Annotated in this window: 10 protein-coding genes; 2 read left to right on the top strand and 8 right to left on the bottom strand. The window is 56.5% G+C overall.

The window, feature by feature from the left end; all coding sequences use genetic code 11:
* Positions 1 to 178: 178 nt before the first annotated feature.
* The 8 genes from HUU59_06325 to HUU59_06290 all read right to left on the bottom strand — a co-directional run bounded on the left by HUU59_06325 (position 179) and on the right by HUU59_06290 (position 11,484).
* A complete protein-coding gene (locus tag HUU59_06325) occupies positions 179 to 937 on the bottom strand; it encodes a hypothetical protein (protein ID NUO19050.1) in 759 nt (252 codons plus the stop codon).
* A gap of 353 nt (positions 938 to 1,290) precedes the next feature.
* Positions 1,291 to 2,157 carry a 3-hydroxybutyryl-CoA dehydrogenase gene (locus HUU59_06320; protein NUO19049.1) on the bottom strand — a complete coding sequence of 289 codons (867 nt, stop codon included), beginning with the start codon at positions 2,155 to 2,157 and terminating at the stop codon, positions 1,291 to 1,293.
* A gap of 15 nt (positions 2,158 to 2,172) precedes the next feature.
* Positions 2,173 to 2,715: an ankyrin repeat domain-containing protein gene (locus HUU59_06315; protein ID NUO19048.1), complete on the bottom strand. Its 543-nt coding sequence runs from the start codon at positions 2,713 to 2,715 to the stop codon at positions 2,173 to 2,175.
* 273 nt (positions 2,716 to 2,988) lie between these two features.
* Positions 2,989 to 4,464 (bottom strand): redoxin family protein, encoded by a 1,476-nt coding sequence (locus HUU59_06310; GenBank protein ID NUO19047.1) that lies wholly within the window; start codon positions 4,462 to 4,464, stop codon positions 2,989 to 2,991.
* Between the two features lie 35 nt (positions 4,465 to 4,499).
* Complete coding sequence (locus HUU59_06305) at positions 4,500 to 5,285, bottom strand: hypothetical protein (protein ID NUO19046.1); 786 nt, start codon at positions 5,283 to 5,285, stop codon at positions 4,500 to 4,502.
* Between the two features lie 55 nt (positions 5,286 to 5,340).
* Positions 5,341 to 7,329, bottom strand: a complete 1,989-nt coding sequence (locus HUU59_06300; protein ID NUO19045.1) for a T9SS type A sorting domain-containing protein — start codon at positions 7,327 to 7,329, stop codon at positions 5,341 to 5,343.
* Between the two features lie 123 nt (positions 7,330 to 7,452).
* The gene (locus HUU59_06295) at positions 7,453 to 9,444 is read right to left on the bottom strand and encodes a carboxypeptidase regulatory-like domain-containing protein (GenBank protein ID NUO19044.1); all 1,992 of its coding nucleotides are present in this window, start codon (positions 9,442 to 9,444) and stop codon (positions 7,453 to 7,455) included.
* A gap of 39 nt (positions 9,445 to 9,483) precedes the next feature.
* Positions 9,484 to 11,484 (bottom strand): T9SS type A sorting domain-containing protein, encoded by a 2,001-nt coding sequence (locus HUU59_06290; protein ID NUO19043.1) that lies wholly within the window; start codon positions 11,482 to 11,484, stop codon positions 9,484 to 9,486.
* Between the two features lie 246 nt (positions 11,485 to 11,730).
* Between HUU59_06290 and HUU59_06285 the strand changes: the two genes are divergently transcribed.
* Positions 11,731 to 12,705, top strand: a complete 975-nt coding sequence (locus HUU59_06285; GenBank protein NUO19042.1) for a hypothetical protein — start codon at positions 11,731 to 11,733, stop codon at positions 12,703 to 12,705.
* 5 nt (positions 12,706 to 12,710) lie between these two features.
* A complete protein-coding gene (locus tag HUU59_06280) occupies positions 12,711 to 16,337 on the top strand; it encodes a right-handed parallel beta-helix repeat-containing protein (protein NUO19041.1) in 3,627 nt (1,208 codons plus the stop codon).

The raw sequence follows: 16,337 nt of genomic DNA, 5'->3' as shown, positions 1-16,337 counted from the left end.
GGAGGAAGTCAGAAGTCAAAGATCAGAAGTCAGAAAGCAGATTCCGGTCGGGTTGCGGCGGACCTTAACCCGACTCGGCGAGATTACTCTTGATGTTGTCAAGTTACTTGGGAGTTTACCCCCCTTTGTCCCCCCAGAGGACTGGGGGAAATCGGAACGGGCGGATTGCCATCCGCCCCTACATTCTTGCTGCGCGGCGTAACAGCGGGGTGGCTCGGTAGCGGTCTTCGTGGAACCAGTTATAGAGGCCGTCCATGATGGCTTCTACACGGGCAAGGCCGATTTTTTGTCCCCACGCAATCGGGCCATGAGGGTAGTTGACACCGAGCTTCATGGCGGTGTCAATGTCTGCGGCCGGGGCGACGCCTTCTTGCAAAGCATTATAGGATTCGTTGACCAAACATGCAACCGCTCGCACCAAAACTCCGGCAGGAGCATCTCCGACGGTGGCAATTTTGAGGCCGATGGACTCGAAGAGCGATTCGATTGTCGCGAATACTGCGGGATCGGTGCTGTCGAGCTTGACGAGTTCGGCTAAAGTGGTTTCGGAGAACGGCGGCAGCATCGACACGCCGACAAAGCGCTCGGGCGCGACGGCATCCGTGAGTAAATCACATAACGCGCTGGTTAACGTGAGGGTGACAATCGGAGCGTCACCGGGGAAGGCATCTTCGAGATATTGAATTGCCTCGTATTTCGAGGTGACGTCCGTGGTGTAGCACTCGAAGGCGATGTCGAACTGTTCGGCGTCGGCGTGCTCTTCGGCGGCAAGAATGCGAATCTTCGTGCGCTTACGGCCTTCTTCAATTTCAGCGGGCGCGAGCAGCAACGTCGGAGTGTGTCCGGCTTGTTTGGCACGCTCGGCTAAGGGGAGCACGTCATCGAGCGGGCCGACGAAGAGAATTTTTTCGATGGGATAGAGTTCGAGTTCGGACATCGCGGAAAATTAGAAATAGGAAATTGGAAAGCGGAAGCAGATTCCGGCGGGGAACCGCTTCGCTTGCGGGGAACCGCTTCGCTTAATCCCCGCTCGGCGAAGCTCCTCTCAGATTCCGGCGGGGAACCGCTTCGCTTAATCCCCGCTCGGCGAAGCTCCTCTCATATTCCGGCAGAGAACCGCTTCGCTTAATCCCCGCTCGGCGAAGCTCCTCTCATATATTCCGGCGGGGAACCGCTTCGCTTAATCCCCGCTCGGCGACGCTCCTCTCATATTCCGGCGGGGAACCGCTTCGCTTAATCCCCGCTCGGCGGAATAGGGGCACCCGCGGCGGGTGCCGCCGCGAAGTTCCATTATTTTTCGTTGGAGTAGTCGTAGAAACCGCGGCCGGATTTTTTGCCTAAGAAACCTGCATCGACCATCTGTTTTTGAATCGGATGCGGCCTGTAGCGGCTGTCGCGGAAGTAGGCTTCCCAGACGGAAGACGTGGCGGCGAAGTTGATGTCAATGCCGATTAGGTCCATGAGTTCGAAGGGTCCCATCTTGAAGCCGCCACCGTCGCGCATGATTCTGTCAATCGTTAAGTGGTCGGCCAAACCTTCACCGAGCGCGCGCAAGGCTTCGCCATAATAGGGACGCGCAACGCGATTGACAATAAAGCCCGGCGTGTCTTTGGTCACGACGGGAGTTTTCTCAAGTTCGATGCTGTAAGCGACAACGCGTTCGATGGTGCTCTTGTCGGTTTGGTGCGCGGCAACCACTTCGACAAGCTTCATGCGTGTGGCCGGATTGAAGAAGTGAAAACCGCAGACGCGATGGGGAAAGCGGGTGCGCGCGGCAATCTGCGTGACGGAGAGAGAGCTTGTGTTGGTCGAGAGAATACAGTCGTCACTAACACGGCCGTCAAGCTGACCGAAGAGTTCGACTTTGATGTCAAGCGATTCTGACGCGGCCTCGATAATCAGATCCGCGGACTTGCATTCTTCGAGGAAGTTAATCGGCTTGATACGCTCGACAATGGCTTTTGCGCTCTCTTTTGAGAGCTTGCCGAGTTCGACGCCTTTGGCGAGGTCTTTTTCGATTTTTTGCGGGGCTCGTTTGAGCGCATCGGGGAAGGCATCAAAGAGAAAGACCGTGCTGCCTGCTTGAGCACAGAGTTGAGCGATACCGCTCCCCATTGTGCCCGCGCCCAGAACGGCCACGGAAGAAAAAGTTGGCATGGTCAGATGTTGAGATTATTCCCTTGCGCCGTGCGCCTTGAGGAAATCAATGGACGCCTGATGTTTTTTCCATTGGGCGACGCGGAGAGCCGTCCACTTGTTTTCATTCATGAAGTTGACGTCGGCTCCGGCGGCGATGAGAGCCTTGGCGCTGGAAATGTTGTCACGCAGAGCGGCGAGGAAGAGCGGCGGCATCATGTTGTTGTCCATGGCGTAGATGACGGCACCGTGGTCAATGAGCAGTTTGACGGTGGCGCTGTCACCGCCCATGGCGGCATTGTGCAGGGGGATGAATCCGTCATCGTTGACGGCATTGACATCGGCGCCTTTCGAGAGCAGGAATTGGACGACGCTGTTGTGACCTTGCCACGCAGCGAGATGGAGAGGCGTATATCCGTTATCTCCGATGTCGTTGACATGGGAACCATTTTCAAGATACCATTTGACGGCGTTCAGATCGCCAGCTTCGGCGGCCTTGAAGACATTGGGTTGAGCGGGATGTTCCGCCAACGCGACTGAGCAGAGTCCCAGCAGGGCGAACAGGAAATAGCGTTGCATCATATTAATCGAGAATTGTCTTTCGTATTCTGAGCCATGGCGGCCTATCGGCCCGTATCCAATTTCGTGCGAACTTCGCGTATCACTACAGGTTTGAGTGCCTGTGAATAATTGTGCAAAAACTTCTCCACTTCCTTGCGGTTGGCGGAATTGCCGATCTCAAGCCCCACGAGACCGCTTTGAACATCATGGGGTCGTGGTCACGGGCTAAATCACGCCCTACGCGTGAACAGTTCGGCGGCAAAGTGACCTGTGCGAACCGGACGGACTCGTTCACTTCAGGAGTTCTTCGGTTTGCGCTTTCAGAATTTGGCCGATTTGCGGATTGTATCCGACGTGCCGGTGCGCGATTTTGCCGCTTTTGTCAATGACGAACATGGTCGGAATTCCGCGCACACCATACTTTTCGGCAAGTTCATTGGGGCCGAAGAGTATGGGGAAGGTGTAACCGTTTTTTTCAATGAACGGGCCGACACCAGCGGTGCCGCTGCGTTCCCAGACGTTCACGCCGAAGACTTCGACGTCGTCGTGGCGGTTTTTGTAGAATTGGTCGAGCTGCGGCATGGTCATTTTGCAGGGGCCGCACCATGTCGCCCAGAAATCGAGAATGACGACTTTGCCTTTCAGGTCAGACAATTTGACGGTTCCGCCGCCGAGTTTTTCAAGCGTGAAATCCGGAGCGGGAGTGTCTGAACGATTTTCTGTGACCAGTTTTTTCTGTTCGGCGGGCATTTCGCGCTGCACGGCCTGTGCGAGAGCGCGCATTTCCTGAGTGTGACTTTCCTCGACGGCAACGAGCAAATCGCTCCATCGCGCATCATCGCGGACGGGAATCAAGTCATCGTCTTCAGTGTATTGCGAGGCATCGTTCATGCCGAGTTTTGCGGATTCGAAGAGATGCGCGTAGGCAGAATCCTTCTGTCCGGTGATGGAAAAGCCGCAGGCGAGGTTGTAGTGATTGACGGCATCGGGAGCTTCGGCGACGGCTTTCTGCATGGAAGAGATATAGCAGTTCCAGTCACCGAGTTCGCGACAGATGCGGGCGCGGATATCGAGCGCCATGACGTTTTTGGGGTTCTTTTCAAGAAAGCTATCGACGATGTCGAGATGCTGTTTGAATTCACCGGGATGCAGCATGAGACGCCGCTGCACGGGTTCAAAACTCCCCGGGGACTGCTTGCTCATTTCGACGAAGAGTTTTTCGGCGGCCTCAGTCTTTCCGGAGCGCGCCCAGAGTTCACCGAGGAGGGTTGGCGCGTACGGCAGGGAGTTATTGATGTCTATGGCGCGCAGCAGAGCGGCTTCGGCTTTGCTGAAATCGGAGTCCTCTTCGGCGGGATATGCGGTGGCCTGCAGTAAAGACCCCCAATAGCTTTGGGGGTTGAGAGCGAAAATTCTACTGACGTAGGCTTGTTTATCGGCGATGACGGAGGAATAACGTCCGGCGATGTAGAGGTCGAGCTCGGAATTGGGATTCACTTTGGCGCGGTCGGCGTAGTAGGCGACAACCTGCGCGGCATCTTCGAGGACGAGCATGTCCGCGGCGCGGATTTGCACGCCCGCATCGGCAGGATAGTTTTTCTGGAATTGCCGGGCGACGGCGAGCCGAGCCATAAAGGTCGAGCAGGTGTCGAGTGCGGCAACAAATTGTGATTCAGCCTTGCTCTGCTCATAGGACGAGAGTTTAACGTCCGCGGCAAAGCCGAGCTGTGCGGCGAGTGCGAGCGAAATCCAGAACGAAAGTTTCATTTTACTTTGATAAGATTCAGACGGCAAAAACGTGATTATTCCTGAGCGGGTTCGTCCTGCGAGTCGAGCTTCAGATGAGGCTCAGTTTGCTGCGGGACTTCCCGTTCGGTATCGAGATAGACGCTATCCACCAGCCCGACGCCTTCGGATTCGACGGCAATCAGCTCGCGGATGATTTTCACTTCTCCGGGGGGACCGATTTGCTCTTTGACCAAACCGACACCAGACGCGAACCAGCGCACGGTTTGCCAGTTGGCAACTTCACGCTCTTTGACATAGAGGTCTTCGCCGGACTCGCCGCGCTGATAGCGTGCTTCAATGGAGTCCGCAACTTCGGGCAGCGGCGTGGTGACGGTTTTGAGACACTCTTCGAAAGTGCCTGCGGGCACGGTGACGGTTTCATAGCCCGCGACGAGTGTTTCGGTACCGGTCGATTCATCGCGCCAGACGCTGTCCACATTAGCACCTTCGTCCACCCAGACTTGATTGAACGCGCTGACACGCTTACGTGACTCGAGGGAAGTCAGGGAAATCAGTGCAGCCGCTTCAACGATGTTGCCGTTTGAAGTAAACTCAATGCGGCCGTAGGGTATGTTTTCGTCATGGGTCGTGTAAACTTTCCAGACCCTTCCCCCGATGTATTTTAACGAGAGAGTGTACTCATAAGTTTCCTGTTCGCTTTTTTCGCGGTAGCGGAGAACACGGCTGTCGAGCAGGGGCATGTGTTCCGTCCCGCCGCGATAGACTTTGCGAACAGGGGGTTCACCGCAAGCAGCGAGAAGAAGTGCGAGGAGGAGCGGCAGCGAGAGGAAGCGGGGCATCCAGAGTGGATGCCGCCGCTTCACGAGATTCGAGGCAGGAGATTGGTATAACAAGTTATTTCAGCAGAACGAGTTTTTGTGTGGCCACATGTGCGCCAGTGGTGACGCGGAGGAGATAGACTCCGGTGGCGAGGTAGTCGGCCGAGAGCGCGAGTTCATGAGTGCCGGCATCGAAGACGCGGTCGGCGAGTGTCGCGACTTCTCGGCCTTGAATGGAATAGAGCTTTGCCGTGACGAGCGCGGTTTGCGGCACGTCGAAGGAAACGCGAGTTACGGCATTGAACGGGTTTGGATAGGCCGGGTGCAGTGTGAAGGTCTCCGCCGGAGCAGGCCGCTCGGGTGAATCGAGCGCGAGCGTGTAAATACCGATTTCATTGACGGTATCGGGGCAGGCATTGTGATGAATGCGCGCCTGACCATAAAGCTCAATTTCGGGAAAGGCGGACTGCGCACCCACCGAGACAATAATTTCCGCAGAGGAATTGGGCGGAATTTCACCGGATTGCGGCGAGACACGCAGCCATTCGTAGGTGGTCGGGGAAAGCTGCACGGGTTCGGTCCAGAAGTGGAGCGCGCCGTTGCCGTCGTTATACACCGTCAGCGTGTCGTGTTCCCACATGTCGAGAGTGACGACGCGATTGATGCTGGTGACGGGATTGTCAAAGCGCGGGATGCCGAGCGAATAGTTGCGCACGTTTTGTCCGCCTTCAATCAGAGTCACCGTCTCCTGCAGCGGAGTGGTACAGGGGCTTGTGAGCCGCAGTGTGCCGGTCGTCAGACTGACATAAAGATTGAAGATTCCCTGCACATCGGAGACTGCATACTCTTGCGATTCGAGCAGTTCGACGCGCACGCCTTCAAGGGGAGCATTGGACCCCGCGGCGCGCACGAAACCCTGCACGGTGGTGGTCGGTCCGAAGCGCATGAGGTATCCGTCATTGAAGCCGCTTTCGAGTCCGACCGAGCCGTAGATAACGGCACCGCGCGGTCCGTCATTGGACATGCCGAGAAACTGGGAGGGAGTCGGAAGCTCCATTTCGAGTGTCGGCTCGCCTGATGCTTCCACCGAATAGATTTCGGATTGAATAAAACCGAAATCAGGGAAATTGGAACCGCAGTAGACTGCTCCGCCGTCCGGAGTAGCGCGAATCCCTACGATTCCGATATCAAGATTTTCCTGATTGACGAGGATCCAGCGCTGAGACCCACCGGGGGTGAGGCCAATCGCCCAAGGTCTTGAGAACCACCAGAAATTCCCATCGGTTCCGCCGGCTACGATATTGCCGGCGGCATCGAAGTCAAGCGAGTTTACGGTGAGGCCGATGTCGGTATTGCTATCATACACATTCGTCCAGACGGTTGAGCCGTCGGCATGGGTGCGCATGACAAATCCGCGGTATTGGGAATCAGCGCTATTGACGTTACCCCCAAGCAGAAGGTCACCGTTCGGTAGTTCACGGACAGCTCTGCCCATGACGGAGAATTCATCCGGTCCGGTGTGCCGTGTCCAGACGGTATCGCCGTGGGAATCGAATTTGACAAGCAGGGGAGTCGCCGTACCGTTCGCCGTCCAGTAGTACGAATAGAGCAGAATCGAATTGTCAGCCGTGGAAGTCAGTCCGACAAAGGAATCGTATAACTGCAAGGGATAGACATCATCGCCGAGGTCGACTCCAGCTTCGGAAACGCGTTTCACATGAAGGAAGTTACCGGAATCGCCGTTGGAGGAGTAATAAATTCCGAGCAGCGCGATTTGCCCGTCTACGTACTGCTCTATTCCGACAAGATAGATGTAGCTACTGGGAAAGTCGACCGAGCCGGACCATTCGATTTCTCCGAAGAGACCGAACCGCCAGAGGTTTACGGAGCCGCCGTCGGAGCGCGATGCGGCGGCCATAACGGCACCGCTTTGCAGAACCGTGGCCACATCAATTGCCCAGTTGTTGTCGGTGATGTCCACCTGATGAGACCAGAGCGTGTCCAATTCGGCACGGGCAGAGAAGCAGAGACAGAGGAGTAGTGCGAGACAACCAAATGACTTCATGGCGAATCCTTTCTGAGATGCGGTGACAATGAAGAAGAACATTTGGTCCGGGCGGGACCCATCCCGGGCCGGCCGCCGACTAGGCGGTATTCAGAAGAGCGAGATTACGAAAGAGCGGAGCCTCTACCGGACGTAGAGGAGTTTGCGGGTAGCAGAGAAGCTTGGCGAATGTGCCCGCAAGAGATAGAGGCCGGACGCTTGACCGGTTAAGTCAATGTTAATATTGTAGCTGCCGGCAGGGATTCGACCATCTTGTACGGTTTTTAGCCATCTTCCCTCAATGTTAAACACATCGAGACGCAGCTCGGTTTCCAGAGGAATGCTTAAAGTTAGAGTGGCTGAGCTGTTGAAGGGATTCGGGTATGGTGTCGAGAGCGCAAAATTTCCGGGGAGAGCCGCGGGGTCGCCGGTTTCGAGTACGGTGACGAGGACGGGCAAGGTGACGGCGGTGTCGGGGCAGGCATTGGTGTGCACGGTGACTTCACCGAAGAATTCGTAGATGCCGTCGTTGGTGGTGTCGGCTTCGACGATGACGTTGACCTGTATTTGCTCGTCCGGGGCAATGGTGCCGACGGAGGGTTGGACGGAAATCCACGAACCTACGGGGGCAAGCGCGACGGCTTCAATGGAGTAGGACATGACACCCGTGCCGGAATTTCCGAGCAGGAGAGTTGTACCGCCGACGGTTTCGTTTTCGGCGATGATGTTAATGCTTGATTGGAGAAAATCGTAGGCGGGCTGTCCGACTTCGAAGCTCGCTTCAGCGAGCTGATTTTCCACGGTGGTGACACCGAATACGGTGTCGGATTCGATGCAGTCCCCGGTGACGACGATATCGTAGGTTCCTGCCGCAAGTTCGAGACGGTATTCGCCGTTGACATCGGTCAGGGTGTAGCGGCTGTCCCCAGCGGCCTTGACACGCGCTCCGATAACCGGTTCACCGTCGCTCATGCCGGTGACGGTTCCCTGCACACCCGCAGGCGGAGCAATGGTCAGGACATATGCGGAGACCACGGACGTGTCTTCGGCAAGCGCCAGTGAACCGACGGCGACGGCTCCGCCGTTGGGCAATACGGCCATAGCATTGAAGCCGACATCGGTTCCAGCCGCGCCGTAGCGCCATGTCCAGATGGACTGATTGTCTTCATCGATGGAGCGCATGAAGGGCGAGGAGTAGCTGGCCTGATTTCCAGAGCGGCCGGCGAACATCATGCCGCCGAACCACGGAATACCGTCGAAGAACTGGTCGGCGAAACCGTTGGAGGCAAAGGTCAGGGAATAGTTTTGGCCGGTCGCTGGAATTACGGAAACGTACCCAGCACCTCCGCTGGAGGCGGTGCGGCCGATGAGCCAGAAGTTTCCTTCGGGGTCGAGGGAGACGTTATACACGAAATCATCACCGCCGGTGCCGAAAAAGACATCGGTGCCGACGATGTTACCATCGAGGTCGTAGGTTCTCACCCATTGGTCGTAGTCGGACGTGGGAATCTCACGCCAGAGCGCAGCGATACGGATATTGCCATTGGGGAGTTGGACCAAGGCATTGCCGATATCTGTGGCGGTGTTGCCGGAAGAGCGAGTGAAGACGGTGTCGCCGTCGCTTTCGCAGACCACGAACCAAAGGTCGGAGCGGTTTTGCGGACCGAGTTTGAAGCCCGTAATAGCAAAACCGCCGTCAGCAAGCTTGATAACACCGCGTGCCCGCGAGAGTCCGGCGCCTGTGTAAGCACGAGTCCAGAAGGTATCACCGGACGACGCGCTGAAGGCGAAGATATTGAGAATATCGTTTTGCACATCGGTTGCCCCGACGGCAATGACGGTATCTCCGCCCAGCCAACAGAGTCCTTCGAGCAGTTCGGTGTTGTTGGATTCGAGCAGGGTGTGCGCGTAGAGGAGTTCTCCGGAGAGGGAGAATCCGGCGATGAGAAAGTCGCGATTGACTTCGTTTCCGTTGACGGTCTGTGAGTTTCCGCAGGCGACGATAACGCTGTCATTGACGACGATGACATCGTAGAAGTAGGAGCGGTTGTTGAGACCGACGGTCTGCGACCACGTCGTGTCGGGCTGTGCGAAGGCAAGACAAGGGAGGAGCAACAGAAGAAGCAGTGCGGGCATCATGGTTACCTCGTTGCGTGAATGAAGGTGCGGACGACTCTAACGAATATAGAGCAAGCGCTGCGTCTGACTGCGCGAGTTATCGTTAAGATTCACGAAATACAGACCGGACGCGAGGTTCCCGGCTTGGAAGCGCAGGTTATGTTCGCCTGCGGCAAGCCGCTGGTTGTTGATGAGCGAGGCGACCTGTCTTCCCGTGACATCGTAGAGAGTCAGGGAGACGTTGGTTTCGCGGTCAATTCCGAAGCGGATATTCGTCGTGCTGTTGAAGGGATTCGGATAGGCCGGATAGAGGGCGAATTCCGCAGGCAGTGCGGGGGTTTCACCGGCATCGAGAATTACGGCAAGCACTTCGACAACGATCAGTGTATCGGGGCAGGAGTTTGAATGCAGGCGGATTTGCCCGAAGTAGTCGTAGGTTCCATCATCGGTCGTATCCGCTTCGACGATGACCTGTGCGACCAGTGAATCCCCGGGAGCGACGCGGCCGGCGGGCGGATCAACGCGGAGCCAATCTTCGGCGGGATACAGGGGAATGGACTCGAAGGAATAGACCAGGTCACCGCTGCCTGCGTTGTGGACGACCAAGTCGCTGTGACCGATGCTGCGGTTTGGTGCGAGGACATTGATGGTCGAGTGGAGCATGGTCATGTGCGCAACACCGACGGTGATGTCGGACAGAGTGTTTTCGTTGGCAATGACCTCAATGTCGTGCAATGTATCGCCGGAGAAACAGGGTCCGCCGGTGAACAGGGTGTAATTACCGGCAGGAAGCGAGAGAGTGAATCGACCGACGGTGTCGGAGAGCGAGTACTGCGGAAGTTCGGCAGCCTGAACACGAACACCGGCAACGACTTCGCCGGTGACGCGGTCACGGACAATTCCGGAGATACCTGACGGCGGGCTGATTCTCCAGATGAGTCCTTTATCGAAGCCGCCGATGAAGGCACGTCCGCAGGCAATGAAGCCGCCGTCGGCAACACGAATGAGGTCTTCGAAGTTTCGGCCGGTTTCCGTCCCTGTCCACGTCCAGATCGTATCACCGCTGGAGCCAACGGACATGAGCCAGAGTTGGGAGGAACTGACGCTGCCGCCGGTCTGTCCGGCATACATCGCTCCGCCTTCGAGATAGGGTGCGACTCCACCGATACGCTCACTGAGGCGACCGCCGGAATATTCGCGAGTCCAGAGTTCTTCGCCGGCGAAGTTGAGCCGCACAGCGAGGGCGTTGCGGTCTGCTCCTACGGTGTCGCGGATTTCGCCTGTAATCAGGATATCACCGGTTGTCGTGTCGTGAGTCGCGGCAAACGCCTGTTCCCACCGTGGTCCGCCGATGACGTTCTGGCGGATGAAATTTCCGTCCAAGTCGGTGGTGACTTGATAGAAGCTGTAGCGGTCGTTGGTGGTGTCGCGGGCGCTGCCGATGAGCTCAATCGTATTGTCGAAACCGGGCAGGATTTCATCGGGGATGTCGAAACCGGGAGTTCCGAAGGTTCTTGAGAAGAGGCTGTCGCCGTTTTGGTCGCAGCGGATGAGCCAGAAATCGAGCTCGTTGCCGCTGACGTTTTTGCGAGCCAGGACCCAGAATCCACCGTCCTCAGCGGGCAAAATAGCGCTGGCCTGACTTGCTCCGGGGGGGTCGAAGTTATTGGCAAAGAGCTGTTCCCCGTTCGGGGTATAGCCCGCCACAAAGCTCGAAAGGGTGGACAGGCTGTAGCCGCAAATGACCAGCGTGCCGTTGTTAAGTTCTGCAATATCAAAGGCTCGCTCGCCTGAACCGACTTCTCCATAGATTTGAGCCCAAGAAGAGTCACCGAGGGGGTCCACTTTGAGGATGACTGCGTCATCGTAGGATCCATTGAGTTTGAATCCTGCGGCGGCGAAGCCTCCTGACTGAAGCTCGGTGGCGGCGTAGAAGCTTGAAGCGGTACCGAAATTGTAGGTCCTCGTCCAGAGGGTGTCAATTTCGGCAATTGCGGACTGGAAAACCCCTGAAAGAATCAGGCAGGCGAATCCACAAATTACAATGAAGTGGCGCATGGGGTTACGGGATCGTTTACTGTGATTGACTGACAGAAGTTGCTCAATGGCAAACAGTTAATATACCATAGTTGAATGGGGACTTCAAGGGTCAGGAAATTCTTAGGAGATTTGGGAGGGCATCTAAAACAGGGTCTGCGGGCAATCTTCGCGAATTGCCGAAAGTGCTTGAGAATTGTTTTCTTTTGGTTTATATTGAAATCATTCAATTTATCACTCCTGGAACAGAGCCAAACTGGAGGCTTTATGATTCGCCGACTCAGGATCGGACTTCTCGCTTTGTTGCTGCCGCTCAGCATGAGCCATGGTTTTGAAGTTTCCGGAACCGTGACCGGGCAGTCGGGATTTTCACTGGTGTTTGTGTATACAGTGCCGGTAACGCTGGACACATTTTACATCACGCTGGCGAATCTTTTCAACGGGAACTACTCACAGGGAAACCTGGATGAAGGCAGTTACTTTTTGTTTGCCTTTCAGGATATGAACATCAACTTGCTGCCTGACCTTGACGAGCCGCGCGGATTTTACGGGGGGGATTTCCCGCAGGCGCTTGAGGTAGTGGAGGACCTTGAGGATATCGATATTGAGTTGTCGGCACCGAACACAGGCGGATTCTCGGGCACGGTGACGTATGCGGGTGAGGAGACGGGCGCGACCTACGTTTTTGCGCACCGCACGAATTCGTTTGAGGGTCTTCCGAGCGGCGGCGGCGTCCTGTTCAACAACACAGGTAACGGGGATTATACGGCGATTGTTGACAGTTTCGGTGTATACTATGCGTACGCATTCATGGACTTGAACACGAATCTTCAGTTTGACGAAGGAGAGCCGTACGATGTGTATGGAGACGACCTTGAGCCGGAGCCGATTACAATCGAGCAGGGCGAGCAATTTCCGGATGAGATAGATTTTGAGCTTGTCGCAACCTCAGACGTTGGAACGAGACCTGTTGTAATCGGCGATTTCCGATTGGGCTCGCCGTATCCGAATCCATTTAACGCGGTCACCACGATTCCGTTCACGCTGAGCAGTCCGATGGAGATAGAGCTGGTGGCACACGATATTCTTGGCCGGACAGCGGCGGTGATCGCGCGCGGGCATTACTCAGCGGGCGAACACGTCGAGCAATTCGGGCACGCAGGACTTGCGAGCGGACTCTACATGATTGAGCTGCGCGCACAGGGCATGAAGGTATGCGCACCGGCCGTGCTCGTCAAATAAACCGGTTGGCACTTTTGCTTCTGCTGGCGATTGGAGGAGTAGTTTCAATCGCGCGCAGTGAAGCTCTCTCCGTTCGCGGCGCTGTGTCAGGTGTATGGGGCACTCCGGCGGATACGGTGGTGATAGACAGTTTTGCGTGGGTTCCCGCTGCTGAGACTTTATGGATTTCGCCCGGAATGGTTGTGGCCTTTTCCGGGCGATTTTCGTTGGTAATCAACGGGACGCTGCTGGCAATCGGCGAAAACGACGACTCGATCCGTGTGCATCGATTGCCGTATCATGCGAGTGACGGACATTTAGGACTTCGGTTTCGCAACACGGCAACGGTGTCACGATTGAACAAGGTGGTGTTCGAAGACGGCTTTGCCAATTCGGGCAATGAAGAGCGCTACGGCGGCGCACTTGAGCTGTATTTTGCCGAAGTTGAAATGGACTCGTGTTCGTTCTTCGGGAATCGGGCGCGCATTGACGGCGGCGCAATCTACTCGCGGGAAGCGGGGACTCTGACGATACGGGATTGCGAGTTTATCGGAGACAGCACGCGGTTCGGCGCGGGGGGTGCGGTGCTGGCGCGGACGAGCGGAACGGTGACGATTGAGCGGTGCAGGTTTGTTGACAACAAGGCGATTACAAGCGGCGGAGCAGTAGTGACGGAGAGCGGAGTGACCCCGCGAATCAGTGAGTGTTACTTCGCGGACAATTTTGCGTTTCAGCGCGGCGGCGCACTGTGGCTGCGCTCAGTTCCAGCGGCGGGTTACGTGCGCGGAAGCGTGATAGAGAGCAGCACGGCAGACCAAGGCGGCGGAATCTATCTTGATAACGCCAGAGGAGTGATCGAGTCGTGCTCCATTCGAACATGCACGGCGCGAGTGGGCGGAGGGATTGCAGCGCGCGGGACGAACAACACAACGACGATCTCCCGCACGGTGATTACGGGAAACGCAGCGACCGAGGATGGCGGAGGTTTGTATTTTGTCGAGAGCGCGCGGAGCATCACTGCAAATTCGGTGGTGAGCGGGAACAGCGCAGTGCGGGGCGGCGGCGCATTCTGCGCGAGCGGAACTGCTCCGGAGTTTCGGTTCGAGACAATAAGCGGAAACTTCGCGGATGAGGGCTCTGCTTTACATTTCGCGGGAGCCGGACGGGTGATAAGTTCCATTATCACAGGCGGGGATTCGCTTATACATTTTGCGCAGTTTGCGGTACCGCAGCTTTCGTTTACAAACGTGTATGCCGTTGGCGGCCTCGAATTGACGGGCTTCGTGCCGGACGGACTATTGGATGACTCGCAACTCAACGTTGCGCTCGTGCCGTGCGACTCGCTGCGAAATATCAGGCAAGACCCTGACTTTGCCGATGCAGGCGCGGGAGATTTTCGACTCACGAATGAGAGTTCTTGTTTGTTCGGCGCGGACACGAGTTTTGCCGGAGGTTTGGATTTTGCCGGAGCCGCGCGGATATCACCGGACGGAAGCTGGCCGGATATGGGAGCTTTTGAGAGTGACGCGGTATTGCCGCATGGCGAGCATTGCGGACCGCAATGGGGTGTTTGGTATCCGGGAGACTATATCATTGGCTGCACGGTGCGTGTAGAGCCGGGTGACACGCTGGTGCTGATGGGCGGGTCGCGGCTGCTGTTTGCACCGGGGGCGGGGCTGGAAATTGAAGGAACACTGTTGGCCTTCGGAACCGCGCGGGATTCAATTCTGTTTGACAGATATTTTGAGCTGCCGGGCTCGACGTGGGAGGGAGTTCGCATCGCGGGCAGCACGGTATCGCATCTTGATTACTGCACAATACAGGGCGTAGCGGGTGAGCCTGCACTTGAGATTTCAACGGGCGGCGCGGCAATAGAGAATTGCAGATTCACGAACAACACGAATCCTGACGGATGCGGCGGAGCAATCTGCTCGCGGACTTTGATGGCTGTCACACTGGAGGAATGCCGATTTGACGAGAATACGGCGAAGCATGGCGGCGCGGTTTGCATCAGCGGCGGAAGCGGACGGATTGCGAAGTGTGAGTTTGCAGGAAATTCTGCGGTTGCGGAATCGGATGACCAGGAGTCACTGGGCGGCGCGCTGCATTGCACAGGCGGAACCATTATCGACAGGTGCAGTTTCACGAGGAATCAGGCGGAGGGCGGCGGAGCGGTGTACAGCGAGTGCGGGATAATCTCGAACAGTTCATTTGACTCGTGCAGCGCGGTCATCGGAGGTGCGATTCTGCAGCGAAATTCTCCGGCGGTATTTGAACAGCTGGAGTTTCGGTTTAACAGAGCGAGTGAGGGCAGCGGCGCGGTGTACATTGACGGGACAGAGTGCAGCGACTTCGGAAGTGTCTACAGGGGAAACAGCTCGTTTTTTGGCGGAGCAATCGGTGTTGACAGCGGCGTGTACTCGGGAGACTCGCTTCTTTGTCTTGACAATAGCGCGGACGCCGGCGGCGGTGTGCTGTGGATTGGCGGCAGCGGATTCGCGCAGCTCTCCAACTCTGAATTGTACCGAAATCGCGCGGAAGACGGCGGCGCGGTCTATGCGGACGGAGGCGGAATCGACTTTGAGTATTGCTTGCTGGACAGCAATAACGCCACGCGAGTCGGCGGCGGAGTGTACCTGGCGGGCAGCGGGATGATAGCCAGGAAATGTACGTTCGTCAACAACACGGCACCGCCCCTTGGTGGACTCATTCACGCCAGAGGAAATGCATTTGTGACCGCGAATTCGTCTCTGTTTGCAGGGAATGAGGACTTCGTTCTCGTTCCCAGTGATGAAACGAGTCTGGAGTTTACGTTTTGTCTTAGTGACGGCAGCTTTGGAAGCGCCGTGGATTCAATGGGAATGCCGCAACGAGTGAATTTCAACGGAGACTCTTGTGATTTTGGATTCAATCTCATCGGGGAACCGGATTTCGTGGACTTCGCCGCAAGGGATTACCGCTTACTTGAGAACTCGCTTGCCGTGCACGCGGGAGATTCGATGCTTCCTAACGACAGGGACGGAACGCGGTCTGATATTGGATTGTATTCGGGAGAGAGACCTTACGCGCTTCCGCGTCCGTTCAATTTGACCACGCCGCTTCAAGCGCAACGCATTCACACGAGAGATGTCGTTGAATTTGCGTGGAACGAATCGCGGGACGATGACCCGGGCGACCGGGTGACCTACCAGCTTCGTCTGGTCGGGGAGTCGATAAACATGACTTTTGACACGCAGGAGGAACGCACGCTTCCGATGAATATAGAGGCAGGCGAATACACGTGGTGGGTGGTTGCCTCGTCACTGCGTCCGGACACGAGCCGCGTGAGTTTCGAAGTGCGGCAACTGGTGGTTTACGATTCGATTGCAGCGGCGACAGAGAGCGGTCTGCCAATGGTATTCGGTGTGGAGTTGAACGGCCCGAATCCGTTTAACAGCACGACGCAATTGCGGCTGGCTCTTCCCCGCCCTGCCCGTGTCGTTGTGGAGGTTCATGATGTTCTGGGACGGCAAGCGACTCATGGTGAGTATGAGTTCAGCGCCGGTGTGCATTATGTCGGGATTGACGGAAGCCATTGGGGTTCCGGGGTCTATTGGGCAACGGTAACAACGGTGGAGAACCGGTCGCGGGTGAAGCTATTGCTGGTTAAATAA

It is taken from the genome of bacterium, assembly GCA_013360195.1.
Taxonomy (GTDB): Bacteria; Electryoneota; RPQS01; order RPQS01; family RPQS01; genus JABWCQ01.
Note: the sequence above shows the minus strand (reverse complement) of the source record. Positions and strands in the feature narration are given on the sequence as shown.